This window comes from Nocardia sp. NPDC127606 (assembly GCF_042671725.1).
Lineage (GTDB): Bacteria > Actinomycetota > Actinomycetes > Mycobacteriales > Mycobacteriaceae > Nocardia.
In genome coordinates, this window is record NZ_JBHXWQ010000001.1 from 1,594,130 (window position 1) to 1,619,593 (window position 25,464).

Here is a 25,464-nt window from a genome sequence, read left to right on the forward strand (position 1 = left end):
GTTTTAGAACAACAACTTGCTCAGCCCGTAGCCGATCGCGCCGGCGGCCCCGCCGATCAACGCGCCAGCCAAAGGGCCGACGGCGGGAATCGGAATGAGAGTCCCGATCACCGCGCCGGTGGCAGCGGCGCCGATGACCGCGGCGCCGATCGACATCTCCGCGCTGACGCCTCCACTTCGCGCGAGCGACTCAACTGTGTTGCCTACCATTGCCCCGCCATACGCCGCTGCGGTGATCGTGATCGCGAATGAGGTCGGTGCTGCAGAGACTGCTTCGGCCGTGGCCGCAATTGGACCGCTCGTGATGCCGAGGGTGCCCGTCACGAACGAATGAGCGAAGATCCCGACTACCTCGGCCTCCGCGAATCCGGCAACCAGCAGCCGAGCTACGCGGGTTCCAAACACTGGCGGCAGGTTTTTCAACACCTGATTGAGCGGCACTGCCTGGCCGTAGCCGGGTCCAGGTGCCGGACCCGGTTCACCGGTCATCCGCCATCTCGCCATGCGGCCAGCCTCAATCGCCCGCGTCCCAGGATTCAGGGATGGGTTGGCTGCAGCGAGCTTCTGCTCTTCTATCGGAATCATTCGGTTGTCGGCGAATTTGTGCTCGGTGTGCAACTCCGGAGTTCCCTCAACCGTATACGTAACAGTCGACCTGGGCTTGCGAGGGACGAGGAGGGTGGTGGGACGTCCACCTGTATGGGATTGCAGTGCTGACATGTTCTGGTTCATCACACCCGGATCGATATCAGCGGCTTGGGCGCTGCGTTCCTTGGTCCAATGGTGCGGCTGCGTTCCCGGTGGCATCGGATTCGCATTCTTGTACGCCGCTCGGCCAGCTTTGGCAGCAGCCTCAAATTTCGTTCCGGGCGGTGCCTTCGGCGGTGGTTCGGGAGAGGCCGCCGGAATTGACGGTGGGGGGAGAGCTCCGTGTGCAGCAGCGGGCGCACCCAATGGTAGGAAGCTGAAGCCGAACCATTGTCCACTGCCACGGATGGTGCGGAAGTGGTGTTCTTTAAGGTGCTTCAAGTCGAGGTTCGTGGTGTCGATACGCAACCCGGCCTGTGATGCCCATGCCTGGAGATCGTTGATGGTTTCGTTGCCAGTGGGATTGCAACTGATGTGCACGGGTCTTTCATCGGGGTCGTGCCCGGTCGGATCAGACAGTACGGCTGGGCTGTTGCGGCAGTATCGCCAGAGGTTGAGCCCATCCGAGTAGCCCGCCGGGTCGGGGCTGGTCCACCGACCGAGCCAGGACGCGTAATAGCGCGCGCCGATGTAGAAGAGCCCGGTCTCGTCGTCGCGTTCCTTCCCGCTGAATCGATACCGTTTGAGCGACTGCCCTACAGCTGATTTCACCGACCGGTAGGCGGTGGTCCCGAATGGGTGGTATTCCTCGTAGGACAGCACCGAGCCTGCGTGGTCAGTCTCGAGCGTGGCTGAGCCGAGGTGGTTGCTGTACTGGTAGCGGATGATCGGGGTACCCACCGGGTTGTCGGGGTCGATGGTGGCGGTGTCGACGAGTTTGATGTCGACCTGAGCGATTCGGCCGGCGTCGTCGGTGATGTGGAGTGTCTGACGGACCAGAGTGGGGCCTGTCCCCGTCTTGAGCTCGCGGTAGATCTCGAGGGCGCCGAGGTATATCCGCTCCTGGCGCAGCCCGCTGGGGCGCTCAATCACCTTGCGGATCCGGGTGCCGTCGGCGCCGTAGTTGTAGTAGGCGGTGCCTCCCCCGCCGAGGTCGACTTGTTGTAGTTGGTCGAGTGCGTTCCACAACAGTTCACCGGGATTCGGTGTCCGGAGCCGGGAGAAATTACCGTGACCGTCGTAGTCGTAGGTTTGGGTGTAGGGCCCGGTGTCCGGGTCGCCGGGCAGGCTGGTCGCCGCCAGCCGGTTTGTCGTATCGGTCGGGTCGAACTGGTGGCGGTACCGGTAGTTGCGGGTCCAGCCGCCGCCGTTGACCGGTGCGTGGTGTCGTAGGCGGGTGAGGTTACCGGCCAGGTCGTAGTCGTAGCGTTCGGTGTAGCGGCGCACCGCGTTAGCGTCGTTGACGTGCGGAAGTCCGATGATTGCGGCCAGGTCGGTCGAGCCGCGGATGGTGTCGTTACCAGCGGCCGATTCACGGCCGCTCGCCGAGATCAGTTGGTAGAAAGCGTCGTACTCGTACCTCGTGTCCGCGCTGACCACGGAGTTGGCGAAGAAGTGGGTTTGTTGTGCGGCGTCGGCGATCTGGGTGACGTTGCCGACCGGGTCGTAGGTGTAGTGCATGTTCTGCACAGCAGGGCTGGCGGCACTGGTTCCGTTTGCGGCGGTGGCGATGTCGGTCAGCCGCAGCGATGTCGGATGGTAGCCGTAGGTCAGGGTGAGACCGTTGCCGTGTTCGGCGCGAAGCCTCTGGCCCTTGGCGTTGTAGGTTTGCGCGGCGAGGAACTCCATCGCTGGTCCGGTGCCGCGCAACTGTGCCCGCAGATTGTCCAGTCGGCTGGCGCGGTCATACGTCGGTGTCAGGACCGTGCCGTCCGGGAGAGTAAGAGTGATCGGGCGGCCCAACGCGTCGTGGGTGGCCGAGGCGGTGAACGTATCAGCCGGATCGAGCACCATGTCAGCGGCGGTCTGCGCGGCAGCGTAGGTGCCCGCCACCGCGACCGGTCGCCAGTCCGGGGGCGTGGTCGGGTCGGTGGTCAGACCGCGGCTGACCGAGGTCGGTTCTCCACTGAAAGCATGGGCGTGCACGGTGACGACGCCAGCTTGGTCGAAGGTTTGATGTGGGATGCCGTTGAGGTTGCGCGCTAACGCATCCGGGTGCCGGTCGCCGTAGATCACGCAGTGCAGGACGTGTTCGTGGCCGTCGCGGTGCCGCACCGACAGGCTGACCGGGCGGCGCAGCGAGTCGTAGTCGGCGCGGAACTCGCGCCCGGACGAGTCCCAGCTTCGAACCAGGCCGCCGCGGATATCGGTGAAGGTCCAGCGGCTCCCGCGTTCGGCGCTGTCTCCGAAAACCGGTACGCCGAGCATGGAGGTGAACCCGGTGCCGACTTGCCTGCCGAGTTGGTCGATCACCGAGGATCGGCGGCCGGTCAGGTCGATGATCGAGCGCACGGTCGCGCTTGTGCCGCCGCCGTAGTCGGCGACCGCGAACACCGGCCGGCCCAGCGCATCGGCGTGGACCACCTCGGGGGTGTTCGCATGCCGCGCCGCCAGCCACGCCGCTCGGCGCTCGGGGTCGGCCGGTTCCGGGTCGGCTGGGTCGGGACTGCCGCGCTCGATGTACCAGTGACTGTCGAGCACGGTGTCGTTGGCGTCGGCGGTGTCCGTGCGCCATGGGGAAGTTTCGACGGTGGTGAAGGTGCCGTCGGGCAGGTCGACGCGTGTAACTCGGCCGAGTGGGTCGTAGGCGATCAGCGGAGTGACTCCGACAGTGGCGAGCGCCTCGAAGTCGTCGTATTCGCTGCTCGGGCTGAAGTAGGGCTCGTACTGCTTGACCGGATTGCCCTTGTTGTTCACGATCGTTCGCCCGGTGGCCAGCCAGCCGCCGGGCGCTTGGGTTTTCATCAGTGCCACCGCGCCGGAGCCACTCGCATAGGCAAAGGACTCGCGCCAACCGGTGTTGGTCGCACCGAAGTTCTCCCGGGCCAGTACGCGGGTGAGGTTGGGCCGGCCCGTGTTCGCCCAGCGGGTCAGGTCATATTCCACCCGGGTGGTGGGATCGTCCAACGTGTCGCCCTCACCCGATCCGGCCTTGCCCATCACCGCCGTGCGTACCACCAGGCCGAGCGCGTCGTGGCGTACGGCGCTGCGGTTGCCGTTGGCGTCGGTCACTTCCACCTGCCCCAGGATCCGGTAGTCGTTGACTGCGCTGGTGGTGTTCCAGGCCGCGCCGACGATCTCGATCCGCTGTGCCAGTAAGTCGTACGGGTCGCGGGTGATCGTGGTGCGCACGCCGAACGGATCCCGTATACCGATCGGAAGATGGAAGTGCGCTGCCGGGTCGGTACCGAATTCGGCTGTGCCGGAAGGAATCCACCAGCCATCCTCACCGTCGACCCGCCGGTAGCCGGCGTTCACCCAATCCGCTTCGGTGATGTCTGGGTAGTAGGCCTCGATGACGGGTTGGGTGAATGCCAGCCGATACGACTCGAAACTCAGCCCGAGACTGCCCTGCTGCCCGAACGGTAGTGCCGTGAGATCGTCGCCGCGATAGCGGATCAGCGTGCGGTGCAGGATCCGGCGAGCCAAGCCCGGGCCGGACTCGGCCGCGTAGTCGATGTCGCCGGCCGTGGTCAGGGCGGTGGCGAGTTCGTCGATGGTGAACAAGGTTGCGGTTGGGGTCACTGCGGTGAGCTCGTAGGAGCGGGTTTCACACGGTGCGGGCAGCCGGTAGGCAGGCACTGGCAGTTGCACGTCGATCTCGGGTGCCTGCTCGGTCTGCCCAGCGGCGATCCAGGTCTTTGCCTGGTCCGTGCGGACCTGTGGGGGCAACGCTGGGTCGGGATGTCGGCGCCCGTAGTCGACCGTCGCTGTCGCCAGCGGTTCGCCGAATCGACCTGTTTCGAGCACGCAGGTGTGGTGGATGCGGGGCTCGTCGGGTTCACGGTCGTAGTGGGCTGTCAGCGACTCGATCCCGACCGATTGGAATACCCCGGGCTGAACGGTGCGCACCGCATACCTGTACTCGGCCACTGAATAGGGGTGCTCGGCGGCGGAGGTGCCGTCGAAGGAGTAGGTCTCCACACGCAGCGGCAGCCCTTTCAGCGCGCGCACGGCGTCTCGGCATTCGGTGGTGGACAGCCCCGCCGGGAACTCGTGGCCGTCAAGGTCCGGGTGGCGGTTATAGAACTCCGCACCCAGTCCGGTCGTGAGATCCTCGCCGTCGAGGAACACCCCGGTGTGGAACCAGCTTCGGGTGGTGACTGGCGGCTGGAAGAACTCCGGGGCCAGCTCCTGATGTCCACCGTCGGCGTCGACGCCGACGACGAAATCCTCGAACGCCTCGGTATCGGACTGCTCAACCCGAGCGAACCCACGGAATTCACGCTCCGTGCCGTCGAAGTACCCGTGATGGTAGGTGTAGTGCGAGGTCGTCCTCGTGCCGTTCACGCGGTCGCGGGCCTGAACTCGCTCCACCACGTGAACCGGAAACGGCAGTCTGGTCAGCCAGGGATGGCCGGCCAGTTGATCAGCGATCGCGAACTTCGTCGACGGCGCGTATGTCACGGTGGTCTCGGCGCCCATCGAGTTGGCTACTCGCCGTAGCAGCCGCGGTGGCCCGGCTGCCATCAGGTCGAGGTATCGCAGTGGTGCGACGGCGTCCACCGCGGCCGGGGTCGACCAGATCAGACACGCTGTGCCTGCGCCGAACAGGTCGACGACCGACACGGTGGCGAGGTTGTCCAGATGCGGGAACGGCGCCAACCCCACCGGGTCGCTCCAACCGTTGCCTGCCTCGTTGAACCACACCGTGGCCCGGCCTTGCCCCAGATACAGCAGATCCGTGCAGGCCGAGCCGTCGATATCGGCCAGCCGGATGTTGCGCGCATCGAAAGCTTCCGGCAAGTCCAACAGTGGGCAGCGGCTCATTAGTATCTGCCCGCCGAACCGGCCGTGCCCGAGGTTGGGCCAGTAGCAGATCTGGGCGGCTCGAACCCGAACCAGATCGAACAAACCGTCGCCGGACATGTCGGCGAAATACAGTGCCTGCTGTTTGTCGGCGCGGACCAGCTGGGGGCCGCGCTCTTCAGCGCTCGGCAGCACCACCCGGATACCTTCGGCAAAACCCTGCGCGCCCAGCGACCGGTACCAGGTAAACGCATCGGCCTCGCTCACCAGCAGATCCGCCAGCCCATCGCCGGTGAGGTCGACCCACTGAACCTCGGTGCCGCGCCAGTCGAGCGCCGGCGCCTGCGGGAACGGCACGAACGGCGCCCACCCGTCGCCCACTCCGGCGGCGAAACCGGGCGCGCCCCCCTCCAACTGCACCAAATCGGCCCGCCCATCACCGGTCACATCGAGCAGGGCCTGCCGACCAGCGTCTAGTTGTGCCGACTGCGGACGTTCCGCCACGCGCTGCTGAGCAGCGAATCGGCCACCACCGAGGTTCTGCTTGTAGTACCACGCGTTGCGGTGCTCGGTGAGGATGCCGCAGGCACCGTCACCGTAGAGATCGACCCAGGTACCCGAGCTCGCATCCAACCCCGACGGTACGTTCTGCAACGAACCCGGATCGACTTCGAGCACAGTGTCGCCCAAATGCGCTTCGGTGTATTCCAGCTGCAGCGGCGGCAGGGTGTCGGAGTCGTAACTTCCCTCTGTTCTTCGCAGGTAGCCACGGTGGGTGAGCGAAGTCAGCAACGCCAATCGGTCGACGGTATAGGCCAACTCCATCGATGCCACCAAACAGTCGGCACCGACAGCCGACTCCTCGGCAAAATGGTGGAACATCAGGACCCGTTGACACAACCGGTAGGTGCGCACTGCGAAACCGGGAAGATAAGTGGAGAACGGGTCCGTGCGAGCAGCCCACGGCAGGTCGGGCTCGGGTAACGGATTCTGTCGCGAGTGGTCGCCGTAGTCGAACACCAACTCGAACATCCACTCGGCGTTCGCGCGCTCGAGCGCGGTCAGCTCGACCGGACGCCGTCCATGCTGATCCAGCAGCGGCTTCCGATTGCCGTAACGGACACACTTGAGGTACCGGTTCGCCGACGGGGCGGGTCGGTTGCGTTCGTGGGGCGCGGTGGTGTCGACCTCGACCGTATCCTCCGGCGTGTATCGGTATTCGACGGCGTTGCCGTCGACGTCGCGTGTCTCCGAGATCAGCCAGCTGAAAACTCGGCCATCGGTCGGGTCGCTGATCCGGTCGGCAGCCGTCCGTCCGAAAACTGTCAGAACATTGTCCGGCGACAGGGCCCGCCAATGGGTGTCACCGTCGTCGGTGTGAGTCCACTGCTCGATCCGCGTGAACGCGCCCTCGACCCGGGGCCGGTATCTGCTGATCCGGTACCCGGGCACGCTGTCGAAGTCCACGACGGGCTCGCCCACAGCATCGACTGCTGGCACCAAGTCGTCACTGCCGGCGAGGACGAACACATCGGTGTCGTCATATCGGGGCACACCGCGACTGGTCTTGCGAGTCAGCTGCGGCGTAGCCAACCGCCAGCCCAATCCGAATGGGCCACTTCCCGCTGCGGAGTCATAGCTCAGCGACAACACCGGAGTCGCACCCGACCGAGCCGGACTGACGGGCAGGGGAACGGTCAACCCCGCGGTCCCCAACGCTGCATTGGCGCCGAACTTCTCGCCGAGGCCGCGGATCGCACCACCACCTTTCGGCAGATTCAGCGTCGGCGTACTCGGTGCCCACGTGGAACGTGCATCGGACGACTCCGCAGGCTGGCGTGGGGGCACGCTACCGGCCACGATGCCTGTCTGCCCGTCACCTGTTGCTCGAGGGCTCACCATCAGCACTCTCCGATCACGCCTAGGGTTCGGCTCCAGGGTGAAAAGTGTGGTTAGGGTCGTCGAAGCGATTCGATGGGCGCGACGTCCATGCTGGTAGAGGCAGTTCACCTCAGTGTCGAGATCACCTGGATGCGGCGACGAGGTGCATTGACTTTATGCGGGCGCGGCAGTGAGAACACGAGTACTCCACTACTCGAAACCCGGGTGCCGTCTTGCTGCCGGATCGTCGTCTCGACGATCCCTGCCCCGAGCGCAGCCATCGAGGTGCTCGAGGTGGTGACTCCGAATCGATCAGATCGCAGGGCACGGACCTATCGTCAGACGGCGGGTCCCGCCCCATTTGGCGGCCGACAGCCGGCGCAGCGGCCAGACGTACAGCAGGCCATCACGGCCGTGAGGCAACCATGCACGAAGCTTCGACCGGGCAATTCCTATCCTGTCCCTCCCGTGAATCGAGGTTCGACGGATTCGGTGCGGGTGCGGTCGAGGAAATGGTGGTGGGCGGTACCGAGAAGGTCTCGGTACCGCCCACCGCGGGTTGGGTCAATCGTGGGTGGGGGACCCCGGGGCGGTTCGTGTGTCGAGGATGGTGTTGAGGATCCGCAGTGCCAGGGCGGTGGCGTGTGCTGCGGTGGCGATGACCGGGTGGTCGGTGAGGTCGGCGGCGAAGGCGGCGGTGTTGGCGACGGTCGCGGCCGTGTCGAGGATCTGTCGGCGGAGTGTGTTCGGTTGCGGGGTGGTGGGATTGGGTTCGGGGGCGGTGGTCTGGTTGGTCATGGCGCCTACGGTGTAGTCGTTTCACCTGGGAAAAGAGGTCCGGCGGCAGCAGGGAGGCATTCCGGAGGCAATCGTGCGGGTGGATAACCTGGCCGGAGCGTGGATCGGTCGGGCAGAGTGGGGTGCTGGTCGGTGGCATCTGGAGGCACGGAAGAGGAGGCTTGTGGAGGACAGCAACGGTCGCGCCGAACTCGCTGCCGCGTTGAAGACCTTGCGGGCGGGGGTACGTGGGCTCGTCACCGACGAGGTGATCGTCGAGCGCGCGAGCGCGATCCTGGACGAGGCTGCCCGGCGCCGCCACGCCAGCGCCGAGAGAGTCGCTCGTGACAGGGGAGGTCAGCCGCTGCGGTTCTCCGTGCCGGAGAAGGTCGCCTCGCGGAAGGCGTTCAACGGCTGGATGAACTCCCATCCCAAACTGCCACCGACTGAGGAGCAGTTGCTGGCGGTGGTTCTGGCGATCCATCGAGTGCGAACCTCCAGATCCGACGCGCAGCTGTCTTCGGGGGACGTCCTGTATTGGCGGCAGCTGTACCGGGCAGCCGCGAGCACGCCGTCGAGAACCGTCGACCGGAACCCGGTTCCCGGTGTCGGGCAGCCGCTGACCGCGGAGTTGGATCCGTTCGATCTGGGCGTGCACAAGGCGATCACAGTCGACCCTGACGGCCGGGACAGTGCCTTGCCTGCCTATGTGCCGCGGGCTCACGACGCCGCGCTGGCCGAGGTCGTCGCGGCGGCGGCTGCCGGGACGAGCCGGTTGGTGGTGCTGGTGGGGGATTCCTCGACCGGCAAGACCCGGGCCTTGTGGGAAGCCCTGGCGCCGTTGCGGGATCAAGGTGGATGGCGGTTGTGGCATCCCAGGAGCCCGAACCGCCGCGCCGCGCTCGATGAGCTGGTCCGGGTCCGGCCACGGACAGTGGTGTGGCTCAACGAAGCCCAGGAGTATCTAGGCGGGGACAACCGAGCCGGCGACGAAGACGCCGCGGTCGCGCTGAGGGATCTGCTCACCGACGATGTGCGTGGGCCGGTGCTCATGGTGGGGACGCTGTGGCGCTCCTACTACACCGTATTGTGCCGCCCGCACGCTTCCCAAGCCCGCGAGCTGCTGGAGAACTCGGCGACCACTGCGGTGCTCGAGGTTCCAGCGTCGTTCGCCGACGCCGACCCGGACGCCCTGACAGCGGCCGCTGAGACCGATGCGCGGTTCGCGTACGCGCGGGAACGTGCAGAGTATGGGCGCATTACCCAGTACCTGGCCGGAGGGCCGGAACTGCTGCGCCGCTACGACCGTGAATTCTCCACCGCTGCACGATCGATCGTTCAGGTAGCGATGGACGCGCGCCGGATGGGGCACCGCAACGCCATCCCGTACGGGCTCCTCGCCGAGGCCGCCCACGTCTACATGACCCCCGGCGATTGGAACACTGTAGCGGCGACCGACGACTGGCTCAAGAAGGCCCTCACCGAGGCCGAGCGCCCCTGCAAGGGCGCCGACGGGGCACTTACCCGCATCATCACCCCACCGGTCGAACCGAGTAACCGAACCAGGCCAACCACCAAACGAGGCGGATCGACGTACCTGCTGGCCGACTACCTCGACCAACGTGCCCGCGTCGAACGAGCCGATATCGTCCCCCCGATCGCGTTCTGGGCGGCCCTCGCCCGCCACGCTCACCCTCAGAACCGTGATCTGCTGGGTGGTGCTGCGTGGCGCCGTGGCCTGTATCGCGCCGCAGCGCAGCTCTGGATCGATGCCATCGGCGCAGGAACACACATCTGCGCTCCTGCCCTGATCGAAGTGATGCACAAAGTTCAACCGAACGATCGACGACCAGCCACTTGGGTCGTCGAACGGTATGCCCTCACCGAACCGCACAGAGTCGCAAACCTGCTGACCGCATTGCTGAAGGCCGAGTTCGGCGGACACGCACGCGACCTCGCCGATCGAACCATACCCACTGTCGACATCGAAAACCCGAACAACGTTGCGTTCTTGCTGGACGCACTGCGTGAAGCCGGATTGGGCGAACACGCACACGACCTGGCGGATCGGGCCGCACCCACCACAGATGTTGACAACGTGGCATACGTCTCGGTCCTGCTGCACTCACTATCGACTGCCGAGTTGGGCAAACATGCACGCGACCTGGCCGATCGAGCCGGTCTCACCCTCGATACCGACGACCCGGACAGCGTGTATCGGCTGCGAGTGACAACGTGGGAGGCCGAACTGTACAAGACCGCCGGAATACAGGATTATCGCTCAATGTTCGACCACCGGGGCAGGATCACGCCGAGATGGCCGCGACTGAGGTCCGGGACTCGGCCGTTGCAGAGCGCCGCGAGCGTCCACGACTGCCGATTCGGGCGAGAGCCCGATGGCGCCGACGCGAAAGAATGGACCTGGGACGATCTGCTGGTACCCGAATGAGAATGTGAATCAACGCGGCGCCGCGACGCTCTGAGGGCCCCGGGCTGGATCGGTAGGTAGCGCTCCGTCGGATCGTGGCCCCTGCCTACGTTCGGAGTCCACGATCGCCTGGTGTGGCGGCTCGGCCGCGCCGCCACAGGATTCGATGTCATCGACGGCCCTGGTGTGTGGGAATCGACCCCCCGGCGGTGTGGGTGGTGGGGCACAACCGCGGATGTAGGCGGGTTCCGCGTGGGCGAGGGACCCGGTTGCCTCGTCGGCCGCCGACATCGCCCAGCCGAGCTGGGTGGTACGAGTTCGTGCAATGGCCCTGCCGGGGCGGCCGCGTGCTGCGGGCCCGCGAGATCGACCGGACGCCGGTGTGGCTCGACCCGCGCACCCAGCGCGTGCTCGCGCCGCGGGCAAGCAGTGACCCCGGACGGAACCGAAGTGGAGAAGCGCTGCACGCCGCGCCAGCGGGTTCGACGGCGGCCCGTACACACTGCATCAGTTGCGGCATTCGCGGCTCACGCACGCGGCCGAGGAGGGCGCGTCGACGCCGGTGTTGATGAAGTTGTCCGGGCACTCCTCGGTTCGAAGCCTTGCCAGGTACGCGAAGGTTTCCGATCAAGGACTCGTTCGATTCCAGGCAGACAGCGATCCTGCGGCCCGGCGGCGAAGGGGGTGATTACAGGCTCAGCCGCCGGTCACGGGTGTGTTCGGTCCGCACCCTGACCATCGGGAGGACGCTGACGGGTTTGCCGGTGGCGTGTTCGATGGTGGTGCGCAGTTTGTCCCAGGCTTTCGGCTGGTTGCGGATGTAGTGCTCGAGCGCGGTGGCCGATTCGTCCGCGGTCATCGGCGTGGAAGTCGCGGCAACGTTGCGTGTAGTGCCGGTAGATATTCGTACCCGCGGATCGGCCCGGATATTGCGATACCACTGGGCCGTGGTCCCGAACCCGGACACGATGACATATTCGCCGGCCGCAGGTCGGTCTACGACTTCCAGGACGACGAATCGGGGTGCGCCACTGCGGCGTCCGGTGTGTCGCAGCATAAGCAGGCGCGAGCCGAACACGAACCCGAATCCGGCGCGGTAGAGCCAGATCGGCGCGCGAACCAGCCATCGAGTTCGTAGTGCGCGGGCACCGAGCTTTGTGGCGAGACTTGTCGCGGTCATCTGTGTTCTCCTTCAGGTGGGGGTGATCCCGTGGTGCGGACGGTCAACAGTCGGCGCGTTCGTTGTCGGTCAAACCCGCCGCACGCAGCAACGGCCCGGTCACATTCACCGCGCGCAGGGTGGGGTCGATCATGCGATGCAGGATCAGCCCATCGATGAGGGCCAAGACCACCGCCGCGGTAGCCTCCGGATCGATGCTCGGGCCCTGATCGCGAAACCACGCGGTCATCGCGGCCCGTGCCTCGGCGACCAGGCGGCCCAACTCGTTTCGCAGGCGTTCGTTGCGGGTGGCGGCCAGCATCATCTCGCTCATCGCCACTGTCGCCGGATCGGTGCTGGTGTAGGCACCGATCGTGGTGAGCATCTGCGTTATGGCCGCAGGGCCGGAGGCTGCGAGTGCCTCGGCCATCACGGTGTCGTACTCGGTGCGCGCCATGTGCAGCGAGGCATCGATGAGCAGGTCGGTCACCGACGGGAAGTGGTAGTGCACCAACCCTGGTCGCAGACCGGCACGTTCGGCAACCAGCCGTGTGGTCACCGCACCCCACCCGTGCTCGGCGATCAGCTCGATTGCCGCGGTCATCAACCGAGTACGGGTTTCCCGGCCTCGCTCAGCCGCCGTCACCATTGGCCTGCTCCGATCACAACGGATTGGACGATCGCCTTGGGCATATGACCAAACTACCGGACCGTCGTCCTGGACAGGGTTCCGGGCTCGGCTATGGGGCCCGTGCGGGGCTCGTCACTCGTCGACGCGGACGTCGGGATCGCGTAATTTGCGATGGGTGTCGCCGAGGTCGGACAGGCGGAAGGCGTAGTGGCCGTCGATGCCGATGTGGGCGCGGATGAACGCCGACAACCGCTGCGCGTCGGCGTCGAGCACCGGATAGCCTTGAGCGCGTAGCTGTTCCAGAGCGCGGTTGGTGTAGAACGTATTCCACAGAACCGTGCAGTTGAGTACCAACCCGAGCGCGGAGAGCTGATCTTCCATGCCCTCGTAATAGGTGCGGGTCATCTCCCCCTTCTTCCCGTGGTAGATCCGACGCCCCAGATCGTGGCGGCCCTCGACGAGATTGGCCTGAACTTTTCCTTCCCGGCGATACGGTTCGTCGTCGGCCAGGCGCAGGATGTGCAGGGTCTTGAAGATCCGCCCGTAGTGCGCGATCCCCTGACCCAACGGGGTGGGATTTCCATCTCGGGAGATCATGCGGGTGACGTCATGAGCAGAGACTTCACACGCGTTGATCGACACCGCGATCCGGCACATGCCCTCCCAGTGCGCCGCGATTTTGTCGGTGTCGATCTGTCCCGGTGCGGCCTGGTTGAGGGGGCCGTAGTCCGCACCCGGGTCGACCACAACCGCTGATCGGGCAGATTCGCCAACTGCGGCCGATACTTCTTGCCGATCAAATGCACCAAACCGAACACGATGTCGGAATAGGAACCGGTGTCGGTGATGATGTCGTCGGGTCGCGTCCCGCCCTGCTGGAGCTGCACGACGTCGATGAAGTCGACTCCTCGACCCCCGGTCATGGCAGGCAAGTTCGAGATCTTCGCCGATCAGGGCGGCATGTTCCGGTGGCGGCTCAAGGCAGGCAACAGCGAGATCATCGCCGCCTCTCAGACGTATGAGTCCGAGGAGGCGGCCAAGAAGGGCAACGCCTCGGTGCAGACCAGCGCCGCTGGCGCCACGGTTGCCGTCCTCACTGCGGACGGCAAGTAGCGGCCCGGCTCGCCGCCCGCGCGTGGGGCCAGTCCTTCGGCGGTTGGGCTGCGAATGCCGCCTGAACTGGTATTTCAGGTGAAGCCAGCTCGCCGAATCCAGGGCCCTGCGATCGTCAGCCGACTCGCCGACGCGGCGTGTCCTACCCGCCCCATTACCGAGACGTCCGCCATTCTCAGGAGGACAATCACTGGGAGAATCCTTCGGCAGGAGAGAGAGCTCGCCATGCCCCGGAATTTGTATCGGTTGCCCCACTGTACGCAGTTCTTGAGCGATGATGGCTTCTTCGTGCGCGCGCCGGCCGACGACGACAATGTCCTCGATCTCGCCGACGCCCCCGACACGCTCGAGGCCGCCTACGTCGGAAACACCATCCGTGCCCTCGCACTCCGATCGGGCACGCCGTGGTACGAATCGGCTGGCTACAAGGCTATGAAAGAATCACTCGATCTGCTCACGCTGGGTGTCGAGGTCGTCGAACTCGCTGTGGCGTTGGACAATTGGGCGTCCGGTGGGTCCGGCAGTACTGATCCTGCGCTGCAGGCGCTGGCTGAACTGAACCAAAAACTGACGCAGATCCAGGACTTTCAGCTGGCGCACTGGATAACCTCCCGCGAAGAAGACCTGAGCTTGCTGCGCTCGCACTCCATGAGTGCTTTGCAGACCGCCCGCGAGTTCCTGCGCAGTGGCGCTTCCTCATCCGATCCCACATGGCAAGGCCGCCGAGTGCTGGCCGAACGCGACTCGCAGTACGCTGTGAACTCCATCATTGGCAGCCTCGACGACGCATACTGGATGCGGCCCTACAGTGTGCCGGCGCTGTCGCTGACAGCCGACCCGACTCATTGGCGGCTGGGCTGGATGTCGAATATGACCGACCGCGCACGCGACCACGGTTTCGGTCGGGTGTGGGACTACCGCTGGGCGTTGCCGGTGCTGTTGTACGCCATCAGCGTCCGGACCACCGTGCTGCGAGCGTTCCAGGGCCCGTTGCCCGCCGGTCCTCCACCTTGGCGGACAGAAGCAGAAGACCACATCGCCTTCCTGCAACGAGTCTGGGAGCGTATGGAATCCGGTGTCCGACATCTGACCCTCGAGAAGTACTCCGGGGAGCAGATGCAGCGGCTGGGGTCGCAAGCGTATCTCCCCATGTTCGCCGTCGATATCCACGGCGGCCACTTCGTTGGCGGAGACACACTCTCCATGCAGGAATACATGAGGGCACCTTCGAGGTGGAATTGGGTCGAGCCGAGGCCGACCCCTGACCTCGTCAGAGACGCTCAAGCGAACCAACCTGGACTCAGCGCATTCGTTCGCCTGGTCGGCACGTGGGGATACTCCCAGGTGTGCCAGGCAATCGGGCTACCGGACCTGTTGGTTTACATCAGCATCCTTTTCGAACACAAGAAGGACGTTGCCGAGGGAATCGTATTCCCCTGGTGGCTGTATATCTCGCGGAGCATCACCGAATCCCAGACAAGCCGGACGGCCGCGGCTCTTGCCGCTTCACTGGCAGCGCAGGAAACCGCCGGGCAACCAGACGAATCCGCAATCCGCACCTTCGATCTCTTCAGCGCCCTTCGATCCGACGACGACCATGTCCGCGCCGTTGTGGCGCAATGCGCTGACGAAGTAGCCGCCGTGGGTGTCGCCAACCGAAACAAGAGGTAGCCGACTGCGAGCCAAGTCGTCAGCAGGACCTCAACCGTCGCTGCTAGGCGCTGGGTTGGTGCTGTCGTCGGCCGCGCGGGCATTGCCTCGCGCTCCGATTCCCGGCGCCCGGCGCCGACATTCACGCGGTGACCGAGAAAGGGCTGCCAACCATCTACTTGGCGGCAACGACAGCCAGCGGCGACCCAGTGGCCACGATTCGTCTCCTGCGCGCTCAAGGTACAGACCCGCAGCGCGAGACAATCGAAACACTTCGGTCCCAAGAGCACGCTGCACTTCATCACGAAACCGCCAACAACCCGTTGATCCAAGCCGATTTCGCGGACCTGAAATGAGCGGCGATCCCGAATACGACGCAGCCATCGACGAGCTCCGGGCCAAACATCAGACGCCGGCACCGGCAGCGCGACCGACACAACCCACTTCACCCTGTAGAACGGGCCGGCCACACGGACCGGGCGGCTTCCCATCGTCCCGCTGCACAACGTCGCAGCTGAAGACGCACATAGTGGCGCCAGGCCCAACACTCCAAGTACGCCGGATATGAACGCAGATCAAGGAACTCGGTTCCAGGCTGTGACCAAGAACTCCGGGTCCGTGGCTGTTCGATCATCGAGTTCATGCCGTCGCACCCACGTACTATCAGCACGCTCCACCAGTCGGTGCGAGGCACTAACGCCCGGGCACCATCAACGCCCGACGCCCGGACACCTAATGGGGTATCAGTCACGTGATAAAGACGATCGAATGGATCTGGCAGTTCGAATCACACCCGGTCGCGGATGGCGACGTCGCAGGACAAGTATTCGAGACGATGGTAGGAGGCCATCCGGCCACTGTCCACTTGCCGACCGTCGTTGTCTGGCAGACGATCGATTCCGAACGAGACGAGCTCTACCTTGCGCCCAGCACCGTCAACGAGATCACTGATCAGCTGATACCACCGGACTGGGGGTATGTGCGCCAGAGGGCGGGCAACCAGCCCGTCGCCATTGCATTCCACGGAGTTGTGCTCAAAGTCGAGGCCGACTGCCACGACTCGCGAGAATTCAATCAGCTCGCCCAGGAGCTAGTGGACGCCAGCACCGAGTGGCAACAGACCGTCGAAGCATGGATCGAGGTAAGCACAGGCCAAGTGCTGACCCGCATCGGGCACCAGCCGACAATCCGTATCGGATGCGTGACCCATATTTGGGAAAGATCAGGCGCCAACGGCGGCATCCAACGATTGGCGATTCCGACCAGCGCGGACTTCCCCGCAACAACCACCACGCCTGCGGTGACACGCGACAGCCTCCACCGATGCTTCGAACTCGCCGGTAAACGTGTGCGTCCAGCTCTGGCATGGATGCTGATCAGGGACGCACGTTCCCTCAACGCAGCAGGGCAACACCGCCGGGCGATCATCGACGCGGGCAGTGCCGCCGAGATCGCCGTCAAACAGCTGATCCGGTCGCAGTTATCCTCGACACCAGACGAATTGGTCGACAAACTGGCCAACGCAACACTTGGACAAAGCCTGGACACACTCAAACTCGCCGGATGGCTTCCGCCAGCAGGACTTAACCTCCGCAGCGATCTGGTCACACCGCGCAACCAGGTTGTTCATTTGAAGTCATCGTCAACTGATGCGCCCAGCGATCAGGCCGCGACCTCGGCTATCCGTGCCGCGACGGCATTGGTGGAGAGCGCATTTCCGCATCCGCAGGGCCTGGTCTCGTAAACACAGATCCGCCGATCAACAGGTACGACCGTGCGATGCCGGATCCGCTTCGACGTATCGCGCCGTTGAGCACATCGCCATCCGCTACCGACCAGCCCGATCTCGAAGCACGCGAAAACGGCGCGCTCGACGTAGGACAAATTCAAGGGTGTCGGCCCCTTTATCTCGAGGCACGTGCTGGAACTTTCGGTCAAGTCGAGCAGGGGGATTCCCCTTCAACAGTTCGTCACGTGACGATTTACGGCCCCATGAGAGGGAAGGGGGGCGGTCAACGGAACCGCACAGGATTGATGACAACCCGCGCCTCCCGTTGTGCATCGAGTACTCGATGCACAACGGGAGGCGCGTCGCTTCCCAAGCCCGCAACAGCATCCCGGGATGCATGCACACAGCCCGAGCGTCATAACACCGAGACGGACCAGAGGCGCGGAAGCGCACCCGAGAGGCCCGGGGAGCCTCTACTTGACATAATTCCTAATTATCGGCAAAACCGTTGCGACACAACAAGACCCAGGGGAGTGGCACTCAGGGACGCTCACGGCACCCCTGAGTGCTGCCGCCACACCTGCCGCCCCGAAGCCGCCGAGACTCGCGGTCGCGCCACGGCGAGTGCCATACCTTCGGGATCGGCAGCTCCGCGGGGCCAAATCCGGAAAGAGGTGAGAGTGGGCGATTGCCACCACATCAATCACATCAGCCACATCCGCATAGTTTCGTCACAGTGACACATCGCCGGATGCATGGATATTCGCCCAGGGCAGCGGTATGCGCACGCACTCTCAACTTTTCCTGGATTTTCGCCCTGCTGTCATCATTCGCCGGAACACTCTCAACCTTTTCCGGATTGCACAGCAAACATCCATAAAACCCCTCTTGACCGGCCGCCTTCAAACGCCGATAATGCACATTATGTCAAGTTGTCACTACGCTGGCGGCCAGCACAGCTGTGAGGCCTTCCCTCAGGTCCTTGACGAAGTACTCGGGAGCCTCCAGTGACGGGAAATGTCCCCCACTGTCGGGCGACCCCCATCGGACGATCTGTCGGTACCGCTCCTGTGCCCAGACTCGCGGACACTTCTCGATGTCACGTGGATACATGGTGATTGCCGACGGAACGTCGACGCGAAGTTCGGGGTCGAGCGAGTTGTGGCTTTCGTAGTAGATGCGGGCTGCTGATGCGCCGGTTCGCGTCAGCCAGTACAGGGTGACGTCGTCTAGAACGCGGTCGATGGAAATCGTCTCGAACGGGCTGTCTTCGGTATCTGTCCACTCGGCGAACTTGTCGAGGATCCAGGCCAGGAGGCCGACCGGTGAGTCGACGAGCGCGTAGCCGATGGTCTGCGGTCGAGTCGCCTGCTGCTTCGCGTACGCGGCGCGGTGGTGCCAGAAATGGCGAGTCTCCTCGATCCACGTTCGCTCGGTCGTTGTCAGCCCGTCCGTCGTCAGCCCGGGCGGAGCCTCGGCGAACGTGGAGTGGATGCCGAGAACATGCGCCGGGAATCGGCCACCGAGAACCGTGGTGATATTGCCTCCCCAGTCGCCGCCGTGGGCTAAGAATCTGCCGTAGCCGAGCCTTTTCATCAGTTCCACCCAGGCGGCCGCGATCTTCTCGGTCCCCCACCCGGTGGTGGCCGGCTTGTCGCTGTAACCGAAGCCGGGCAGCGAGGGAACGACGACGTGGAACGCCGGCGCGTCCGCGTCCTTCGGATCTGCCAGTTCGTCGACTACATCGGTGAATTCGGCAATGCTGCCCGGCCAGCCGTGCGTCATGATCAGCGGCGTCGCATCGGCGCGCGTGGATCGGCGGTGCAGGAAGTGGATTCCCAGATCGTCGATGGTTGTGCGGAACTGGCCGATCTGATTGAGGCGCTCTTCGAACGACCGCCAGTTGTACTCGGTGCGCCAGTAGTTCACGACCTCGACGAGGTCGGCGAGCGGAACCCCCTGCTCCCATCGGCGCGGGTCGGGTGCGGCGCGATAGACCGTCTCGGGCTCCGGTAGTCGTGCCGCGGCCAATCTCGCACGCAGATCGTCGAGGTCGGCGTCGGTTGCGTGGGCTTCGAATGCTCGCACGTCGCTGGTCGGACTTGGCATGAGACCTCCTGCGCTTGGTGAACCGTCTTAGACGGTTCTAACACGCCTGACGTCAGGGTGCAACCAGCTAAGGTGGTTCCATGCATGCTGAGTTCCCTGACTTCCGCCTCGGCACTGTGCTGGCGACCAGCTTCACGGCGACACTGACTGAGCGCTCTGGCGAGGCTGTGGAGCGCATCCCCACGCCGCAGCGACTCGTCGACTGGCTGGCAGTGAGCGGCCTGGCCGTGAACTCCTGCACCACCGCCCAGCTCGCACTCGTGCGGGAACTGCGGGAATCGATTCACCTCGCCGCGACGGCGACCGCGATGCGCGACACTCCCCCGGCATCTGCTGTCCGAGTCATCAACGACCGCAGCATCCAGGGTCGGGCGTCAGCGGTCCTGACGCCCGAGGGCAATCGGCACTGGCGACTCAACGCGGATTCCTGTGTCGAAGACGCACTGGGCGTCATCGCCGCCGATGCGATCAGCATCCTCGCCGGCGAACGAGACGGGAAATTGGCGTTGTGCGCATCGCCGACCTGTCGAGCCGCCTTCTTCGACACCAGCCAGAGCCGCACCCGCAAATGGTGCGATATGAACACCTGCGGGAATCGTCAGAAGAAGGCGCGCTTCAACGATCGAAAATCAGGGTTGCCGGTAGCGAGCATTTGATCGGCAGACGGTCTCCCGGTGGGTGGACACTCCCCCGTCCGGCGTGCGCGAGAACTCCTAGCGTGCGCAGCACAGCGGATGGGAGTTGTAATGAGCACACACAATTCGGTGGCGCCCGTCGATGCGGGCGATGTCGAGCAGGTCGACTACGAAACCGATGTTCTGATCGTTGGGTACGGGTGCGCGGGTGCGGCCGCGGCGCTCGAGGCGTCCGCCGCGGGCGCCGATGTCCTCGTGCTGGAGAAGCTGGGTGGCGGCGGTGGGTCCTCCGCGCTGTCCGGCGGCGAGATGTATCTGGGCGGCGGCACCGAGATCCAGCGGGCCTGTGGGTTCGACGACACCGCGCAGGACATGGAAGCGTTCCTGCTGGCCGCGCTGGGACCGGATGCCGACCGGGAGAAGGTCGGCCTCTACAGCCGTGAAAGCGCACGGCACTACCGGTGGCTCGTCGACCACGGCGTCCCGTTCAAACCTTCGCTGTGGGACTCCCCCACCTGGGTGCCGCCCACCGACGACGGTCTCATGTGGATGGGCGAAAAGGCCTGGCCCTTCGCCGATCTCGCGAAGCCGTCGCCGCGCGGACACCGGGTCACTTCCGACGGTTTCGGTGGCAAGGTGCTGATGCAGAAGCTGTTCGAAGCCGTTGCCGCGACCGCGGTGACGGTGCACACCGACACCAACGCGATCCGGCTCGTTACCGAAGCCGGACGTGTGGTCGGTGTCGTGGCGAAGCAGTACGGCCGGTACTACACCTACCGTGCTCGACGAGGTGTCGTCTTGACCACGGGCGGGTTCGCCGACAATGCCGCGATGGTGGCTCAGCACGCACCGCAACTGGTCGGTCCCGGCGTCAACAGTGACGGCGGTGACGACGGGCGCGGCATCGTGATGGCACAGGCCGCGGGCGCCGCGGTGCGGCACATGTCCGCCGCACAGGTCGGGATCTCCCTGATTCCGGGGATGATGGTGCGCGGCATGATCGTCGACGACCTCGGCAGGCGCTTCATCAACGAGGATGTCTATCCCGGGCTCGTCGGCCAGGCCGCTCTGTTCAAGCACGGCCTGAAGGTGTGGGTGATCCTCGACGAGCAAGCCTATGAGGAAGTGCCGGAGAACGAACGGTGGGGCGTGCAACCGCACTTCGTGGCCGAGACGCTCGACGACCTCGAACAGCAGATCGGCATGCCGCCCGGCGCGCTGGAGACGACGGTCGCCGAATACAACCGGCACGCGGCCGATGGGCAGGACCCCTACTTCCACAAGGCGGCGCACTGGCTGCGGCCGCTGCGGTCACCGTTCGCCGCGATCGACGTTCAGCGCGGTATCGCCCCGCCCGAATACGGTGAAGCGGGCCGTGGTGGAGCTGAGGTGTTCACCATCGGTGGACTGCACACCACGGTCGACGGCCATGTCCTCGACTTGGACAGCGCACCGATCCCGGGTCTGTTCGCCGCGGGCAGAGCCACTTCGGGTCTGCACTCGTGGGGCTACATCAGCGGCACATCGCTCGGTGACGGCACTTTCTTCGGCCGCCGCGCCGGCGTGGCCGCGGCCGCGCACCCCGCATCATCCTGAGCCGATTTCGCGGCCGGTCGCAGCAAGGTGCTCGATTACCAGCTGGACCGGCTGGCTGTCGACGATCATTGTGTGGTGACAGAGCGTTTCCTGAAACAGATCGACCCGGGCGCATGAGCGTGGACGCAACCCCGGGCGCGCGCCGGGCGGATATCGCGACCATGCTGCTCGACCGGCTCGGCGACCAGCGACTCGGCCTGCGCACCCGTGACACCGAGTGGACCTGGGATGCGGTGGTCCGGGAGTCGGCTGCCCGTGCGGAGCTTGCCCGCACCCTGCGCCGCGACGGCCCGTTCCATATCGGGGTGCTGTTGGACAATGTGCCCGATTTCGTCTTCTGGCTGGGCGCGGCGGCTTTGGCGGGCGCGACGGTGGCGGGTCTCAATCCGACCCGGGGTGACGCCCAGTTGGCTGCCGATGTTCGGTATGTCGACTGTCAGCTGATCGTCACCGATGCCGCGGGGATGGCGCGGCTGCGGCAGCTGGATCTCGATCTGGCCGAGGATCGGTTCCTGCTGGTCGATGATCCCGGTTACGCCGCCCGGGTCGATGCCTGCCGTGGGCTACCCTCGGCGGTGGGTGGTCCGGACTCGTTGCTGCTGTTGCTGTTCACGTCCGGCACCACCGGTATGTCGAAGGCGGTGCGGTGCACCCAGCGCCGTCTGTCGGTGGTCGCGTACGCGGCGGCGGCGAAGTTCGGGCATGTGCGCGAGGACGTGGACTACTGCTGTATGCCGCTGTTCCACGGCAATGCGATCATGGCGTTGTGGGCGCCTGCGCTGTCGGTCGGTGCGACGGTCTGCCTGACCCCGAAATTCTCCGCGTCGCAGTTCCTTCCGGATGTCCGGTACTTCGGCGCGACTTTCTTCACCTACGTCGGCAAGGCGCTCGGGTATCTGCTGGCCACGCCCGAAGCCGCATCGGATTCCGACAATTCGCTGGTGCGCGGATTCGGTACCGAGGCGTCGGTGGCCGATCAGGACGAGTTCCGTCGCCGCTTCGACGCGAAGCTGTTCGAGGGGTACGGCTCCAGCGAGGGTCCGAGCCTGGCTGCCCTGGATCCGTCCGCACCGCCCGCTGCGCTCGGCAGGCCGGCGCATCCCGGTGTGGCGGTGGTGAATCCGGATTCGTTGCGGGAGTGCGCGCGGGCCGAGTTCGACGAGTACGGCCGGGTCCGTAATCCTGATGAGGCCATCGGGGAGATGATCGACAAGGCCGGTGCGCTGGCGTTCGAGGGCTACTACAAGAACGATGTCGCCGACGCCGACCGTCTCCGCAACGGTTGGTATTGGACCGGGGATCTCGGCTATATCGACACCGCCGGATTCCTGTATTTCGCCGGTCGCAAGGGCGACTGGATCCGGGTGGACGGCGAGAACACCTCGGCGCTGATGATCGAGCAGGTCCTGCGCCGCCATCCCGCAGTCATCGCCGCCGCTGTGTTCGGGGTGCCCGATCCGCGTTCGGGCGATCAGGTGATGGCCGCCGTCGAGGTTGCCGACCCGGTCGGTTTCGATGTCGAGGCGTTCACCGAATTCCTCTGTGCGCAGTCCGATCTCGGCAGCAAAGGTCTCCCCCGGCTGCTGCGTGTCTCGGCGAATCTTCCGGTGACGGGGTCGAACAAGGTGCTCAAGCGCGAACTGCAAGAACAGGCGTGGCGCACCGATGAACCGGTGTACCGGTGGGTGGGGCGTGGTCGACCGGTCTACGGGCGCCTGATCGAGGCGGACCGACAGGCGTTGGAGTCGGAGTTCGCCGCGCACGGCAGGCAGCGCATGCTGTGAAGGTCTGCGTGCGAGATCTCAGGTGAGTAGCCGTGTCAGGCCGCCTGCCAGGTAGGTCACCTGGTCGTCGAAGAAGTGGACCAGGTCGTCGGCGCTGGGGACCGCGCCGCGTCGGTGGTTCCATTCCTCTGCTCGGCTCAGTGCCTGGAGGAAGACCATGAGCGCGGTGGCCCAGCGCTGTTCGAGCCGGACGGGGTCGGTGTCGGGAAAGGTACGCCGGACCTGGTGCAGCAGGACCGTGCGTAGGTCTTGTTCGGCGGCGTCGAGCGCGGGGTGGTTCTGTGCCGACATCTGGGCGACGATGTTGATCCAGCGCATGCCGCGGGTGCGGTGGCGCGAGAGCAGTTCCCGGTACGGGTCGGTGACGGCGCGGACGAGTTCGTCGATGGTCGGCGCGTGTTCGCGGTCGGCGAGCGCGTCGACATCGGCGCGGATGCGGTCACGCACACCGGCTCCGAGGTCCAACAGCACCGCGGCCAAGAGGTCGTCTTTCGTGCCGAAGTGGTAGTTGACCGAGGCGGGGCCCAGCCCGGCGGCGGCGTTGACCGCGCGGACCGAGACCGCGTCGACGCCGTGTGTGGCGAAGAGTCGCTCTGCGGTCTTCACCAGACGGGTGCGCGTCGCGTTTCCCTGACGATTGGTGGCCGGGGCGGTCGGATTCGTGTCGACTGTGCCGGTCATAGCGTCTGCCAGCGGCAGTGCGCGCGGACGCTCAGACCGGACTCGTCGAACCAGCCCTGGGCCAGGGCGTAGTCGAGCAGGTCGGTGAATCGTTCCCGCCAGGTCAGGTCGGTGCCGAAGTGGTCGCCGAGTTCGTCCTCGAGGCGCTGCGTGCTCAGCCACACATGGGTGCCGTCGAATTCGCCCCAGCCGAGGAGTACATCTTGGAGCCGCACTGTTTCCGGCGTCGCGCGGACGAGCACCGACAGCGAGTCGAAGTCGGTGGACTGGGCCAGTGTGACCGGTGGCTTCCGCCGCGGATCGATGTCGAGAAACATGGTCGGGACTCCTCGCGATCGGCGCTGGTGACCACCGGGAAAATTGGATCAACTGATCCAATCATCGACAGCTGACACGGCCGATGTCAACAGCTGGATCGGTTGTTTCTTCGGTGCTTCGCGGAATTTCCCGCTGAACGGGAGGACCACTTCTGGATCAGTTGATCCAAGTCGAAGCTGAGGACGACGCGGTGAGCCCGCTCACCGGACCGTGTCGATGAGGAGACGCACCATGTGGAGCCCCAGTTCGCTCAGATTCGGCGCCTTTCTGGCCCCGTATCACCCACTCGACGCCGACCCAGCCCTGCAGCTGCGTCGCGACATCGACCTGATGGAGCACCTCGACCATCTCGGTTTCGACGAGGCGTGGATGGGTGAACACCATTCCACCGGCGCCGAGATCGTGCCCGCGCCGGACCTGTTCATCGCCGCGGCGGCCGAACGCACCCACCGCATCCGATTCGGTACCGGGGTGACGTCGCTGCCCTACCATCACCCGCTGGTCACCGCCGATCGCATCACCCAGCTCGACCTGCAGACCCGTGGTCGGGTCATCTTCGGCACGGGCCCGGGCAAGATCCCCCTCGACGCGCACATGATGGGCATCAACCCGTCCGATCAGCGCCGCCGCCAGGGCGAAGCACTCGAGGCGATCCTGGGGCTGCTTCGTGGCGACGTCGTCGATATGCAGACCGACTGGTTCACCTTGCGCGACGCACGGGCCCAGCTGCCCACCAACGACCCGGCAGGTATCGAGGTGGCCACCGCGTCCACGATCTCCCCGAACGGATCGGTCCTGGCGGGCACGCACGGTCTGTCACTGCTGTCGCTGGCGGCGGGTTCGCCGACCGGTTTCGCGGCGCTGGACCGCAATTGGGGCGTCTACGAGAAGACCTGTGCCGAGCACGGCCACCTCGCCGATCGGGCGAACTGGCGGCTGGTCACCCCGATGTTCCTGGCCGAGTCGCGCGCCGACGCCGAGCGCGCGGTCTCGCGGCGCATCGGGTCCATGGCGGCCTACGTCAACCGGCAGACCGGGCAGCGCCCGGACTGGGCGCGGACCTCTCACGGGATCGTCGAGCAGTGGCGCAACGACACTCTCGGTGAGTTCGGGCAGGCCGTCATCGGTACCCCGGACGAGGCCATCGCGCAGATCCAGCGGTTGATCGACAAGACCGGCGGTTTCGGCACGTTGCTGATCCTGCACGTGGACATGGCGAATTGGGAGGACACCAAGCGCAGCTACGACCTGTTCGCTTCCGAGGTCGTCCCGCACTTCAAGAATCGCAATGCCGGACGCCGGGCCAGCCTCCAGTTCGCCGAGGATCACCGCGAACTGCTGATCGGGCAGCTGGTCACCGCGATCACCGAGGCCACCACCGACTACTACGGCGCCGACGCCGTGACAGGAGCGTGAG

At 65.3% G+C, this 25,464-nt stretch carries 17 protein-coding genes and 1 pseudogene; 10 read left to right on the forward strand and 8 right to left on the reverse strand.

Annotated elements, in window-relative coordinates:
• Positions 1-3 precede the first annotated feature (3 nt).
• Positions 4-7,458 (reverse strand): SpvB/TcaC N-terminal domain-containing protein, encoded by a 7,455-nt coding sequence (locus ACFVJ5_RS07510; RefSeq protein WP_379219043.1) that lies wholly within the window; start codon positions 7,456-7,458, stop codon positions 4-6.
• A 543-nt stretch (positions 7,459-8,001) separates the two neighbouring features.
• On the reverse strand, positions 8,002-8,235 hold the full coding sequence (locus tag ACFVJ5_RS07515) for a hypothetical protein (RefSeq protein WP_379219044.1): 234 nt from the start codon (positions 8,233-8,235) through the stop codon (positions 8,002-8,004).
• Positions 8,236-8,398: 163 nt separating this feature from the next.
• Here ACFVJ5_RS07515 and ACFVJ5_RS07520 point away from each other — a divergent pair, with 163 nt between their 5' ends.
• A complete protein-coding gene (locus ACFVJ5_RS07520) occupies positions 8,399-10,663 on the forward strand; it encodes a hypothetical protein (RefSeq protein WP_379219045.1) in 2,265 nt (754 codons plus the stop codon).
• Positions 10,664-11,153: 490 nt separating this feature from the next.
• The gene (locus ACFVJ5_RS07525; RefSeq protein ID WP_379219046.1) at positions 11,154-11,330 is read left to right on the forward strand and encodes a tyrosine-type recombinase/integrase; all 177 of its coding nucleotides are present in this window, start codon (positions 11,154-11,156) and stop codon (positions 11,328-11,330) included.
• On the opposite strand, the gene ACFVJ5_RS07530 is transcribed toward ACFVJ5_RS07525, so the two are convergent.
• The 3 genes and pseudogenes from ACFVJ5_RS07530 to ACFVJ5_RS07540 all read right to left on the reverse strand — a co-directional run bounded on the left by ACFVJ5_RS07530 (position 11,331) and on the right by ACFVJ5_RS07540 (position 13,355).
• Positions 11,331-11,822 (reverse strand): nitroreductase family deazaflavin-dependent oxidoreductase, encoded by a 492-nt coding sequence (locus ACFVJ5_RS07530; RefSeq protein WP_379219047.1) that lies wholly within the window; start codon positions 11,820-11,822, stop codon positions 11,331-11,333. It abuts the gene before it with no gap.
• 43 nt (positions 11,823-11,865) lie between these two features.
• Entirely contained in the window at positions 11,866-12,405 is a 540-nt protein-coding gene (locus tag ACFVJ5_RS07535) for a TetR/AcrR family transcriptional regulator (RefSeq protein WP_379219048.1), read from the reverse strand.
• Positions 12,406-12,564: 159 nt separating this feature from the next.
• Positions 12,565-13,355 (reverse strand): annotated as a pseudogene (locus ACFVJ5_RS07540) (Tn3 family transposase).
• On the opposite strand from ACFVJ5_RS07540, the gene ACFVJ5_RS07545 reads away from it, so the two are divergent.
• From ACFVJ5_RS07545 to ACFVJ5_RS07560, 4 genes are all read left to right on the forward strand, one after another.
• On the forward strand, positions 13,354-13,545 hold the full coding sequence (locus ACFVJ5_RS07545) for a YegP family protein (protein ID WP_379219049.1): 192 nt from the start codon (positions 13,354-13,356) through the stop codon (positions 13,543-13,545). The pseudogene ACFVJ5_RS07540 and the gene ACFVJ5_RS07545 overlap by 2 nt on opposite strands.
• Before the next feature lie 267 nt (positions 13,546-13,812).
• Positions 13,813-15,216 carry a hypothetical protein gene (locus tag ACFVJ5_RS07550; protein WP_379219050.1) on the forward strand — a complete coding sequence of 468 codons (1,404 nt, stop codon included), beginning with the start codon at positions 13,813-13,815 and terminating at the stop codon, positions 15,214-15,216.
• Between the two features lie 128 nt (positions 15,217-15,344).
• Positions 15,345-15,551, forward strand: a complete 207-nt coding sequence (locus tag ACFVJ5_RS07555) for a hypothetical protein (protein WP_379219051.1) — start codon at positions 15,345-15,347, stop codon at positions 15,549-15,551.
• Positions 15,552-15,946: 395 nt separating this feature from the next.
• Positions 15,947-16,939, forward strand: coding sequence for a hypothetical protein (locus ACFVJ5_RS07560; RefSeq protein WP_379219052.1), 993 nt, complete (start codon positions 15,947-15,949; stop codon positions 16,937-16,939).
• A 912-nt stretch (positions 16,940-17,851) separates the two neighbouring features.
• Here ACFVJ5_RS07560 and ACFVJ5_RS07565 read toward each other — a convergent pair.
• Entirely contained in the window at positions 17,852-19,033 is a 1,182-nt protein-coding gene (locus ACFVJ5_RS07565) for an epoxide hydrolase family protein (protein WP_379219053.1), read from the reverse strand.
• Between the two features lie 80 nt (positions 19,034-19,113).
• Here ACFVJ5_RS07565 and ACFVJ5_RS07570 point away from each other — a divergent pair, with 80 nt between their 5' ends.
• From ACFVJ5_RS07570 to ACFVJ5_RS07580, 3 genes are all read left to right on the forward strand, one after another.
• Entirely contained in the window at positions 19,114-19,689 is a 576-nt protein-coding gene (locus ACFVJ5_RS07570; protein ID WP_379219054.1) for a CGNR zinc finger domain-containing protein, read from the forward strand.
• A 90-nt stretch (positions 19,690-19,779) separates the two neighbouring features.
• The gene (locus tag ACFVJ5_RS07575) at positions 19,780-21,264 is read left to right on the forward strand and encodes an FAD-dependent oxidoreductase (protein ID WP_379219055.1); all 1,485 of its coding nucleotides are present in this window, start codon (positions 19,780-19,782) and stop codon (positions 21,262-21,264) included.
• 113 nt (positions 21,265-21,377) lie between these two features.
• Positions 21,378-23,048, forward strand: a complete 1,671-nt coding sequence (locus tag ACFVJ5_RS07580) for an AMP-binding protein (protein WP_379219056.1) — start codon at positions 21,378-21,380, stop codon at positions 23,046-23,048.
• An 18-nt stretch (positions 23,049-23,066) separates the two neighbouring features.
• Here the strand turns inward: ACFVJ5_RS07580 and ACFVJ5_RS07585 are convergent, their stop codons facing one another.
• Together ACFVJ5_RS07585 and ACFVJ5_RS07590 are read right to left on the reverse strand one after the other, a co-directional pair.
• Positions 23,067-23,729 (reverse strand): TetR/AcrR family transcriptional regulator, encoded by a 663-nt coding sequence (locus tag ACFVJ5_RS07585; protein ID WP_379219057.1) that lies wholly within the window; start codon positions 23,727-23,729, stop codon positions 23,067-23,069.
• The gene (locus ACFVJ5_RS07590; RefSeq protein ID WP_379219058.1) at positions 23,726-24,046 is read right to left on the reverse strand and encodes a hypothetical protein; all 321 of its coding nucleotides are present in this window, start codon (positions 24,044-24,046) and stop codon (positions 23,726-23,728) included. The genes ACFVJ5_RS07585 and ACFVJ5_RS07590 overlap by 4 nt, the downstream gene beginning before the upstream one ends.
• A gap of 232 nt (positions 24,047-24,278) precedes the next feature.
• Here ACFVJ5_RS07590 and ACFVJ5_RS07595 point away from each other — a divergent pair, with 232 nt between their 5' ends.
• Positions 24,279-25,463: an LLM class flavin-dependent oxidoreductase gene (locus ACFVJ5_RS07595; RefSeq protein WP_379219059.1), complete on the forward strand. Its 1,185-nt coding sequence runs from the start codon at positions 24,279-24,281 to the stop codon at positions 25,461-25,463.
• Position 25,464: the final 1 nt, after the last annotated feature.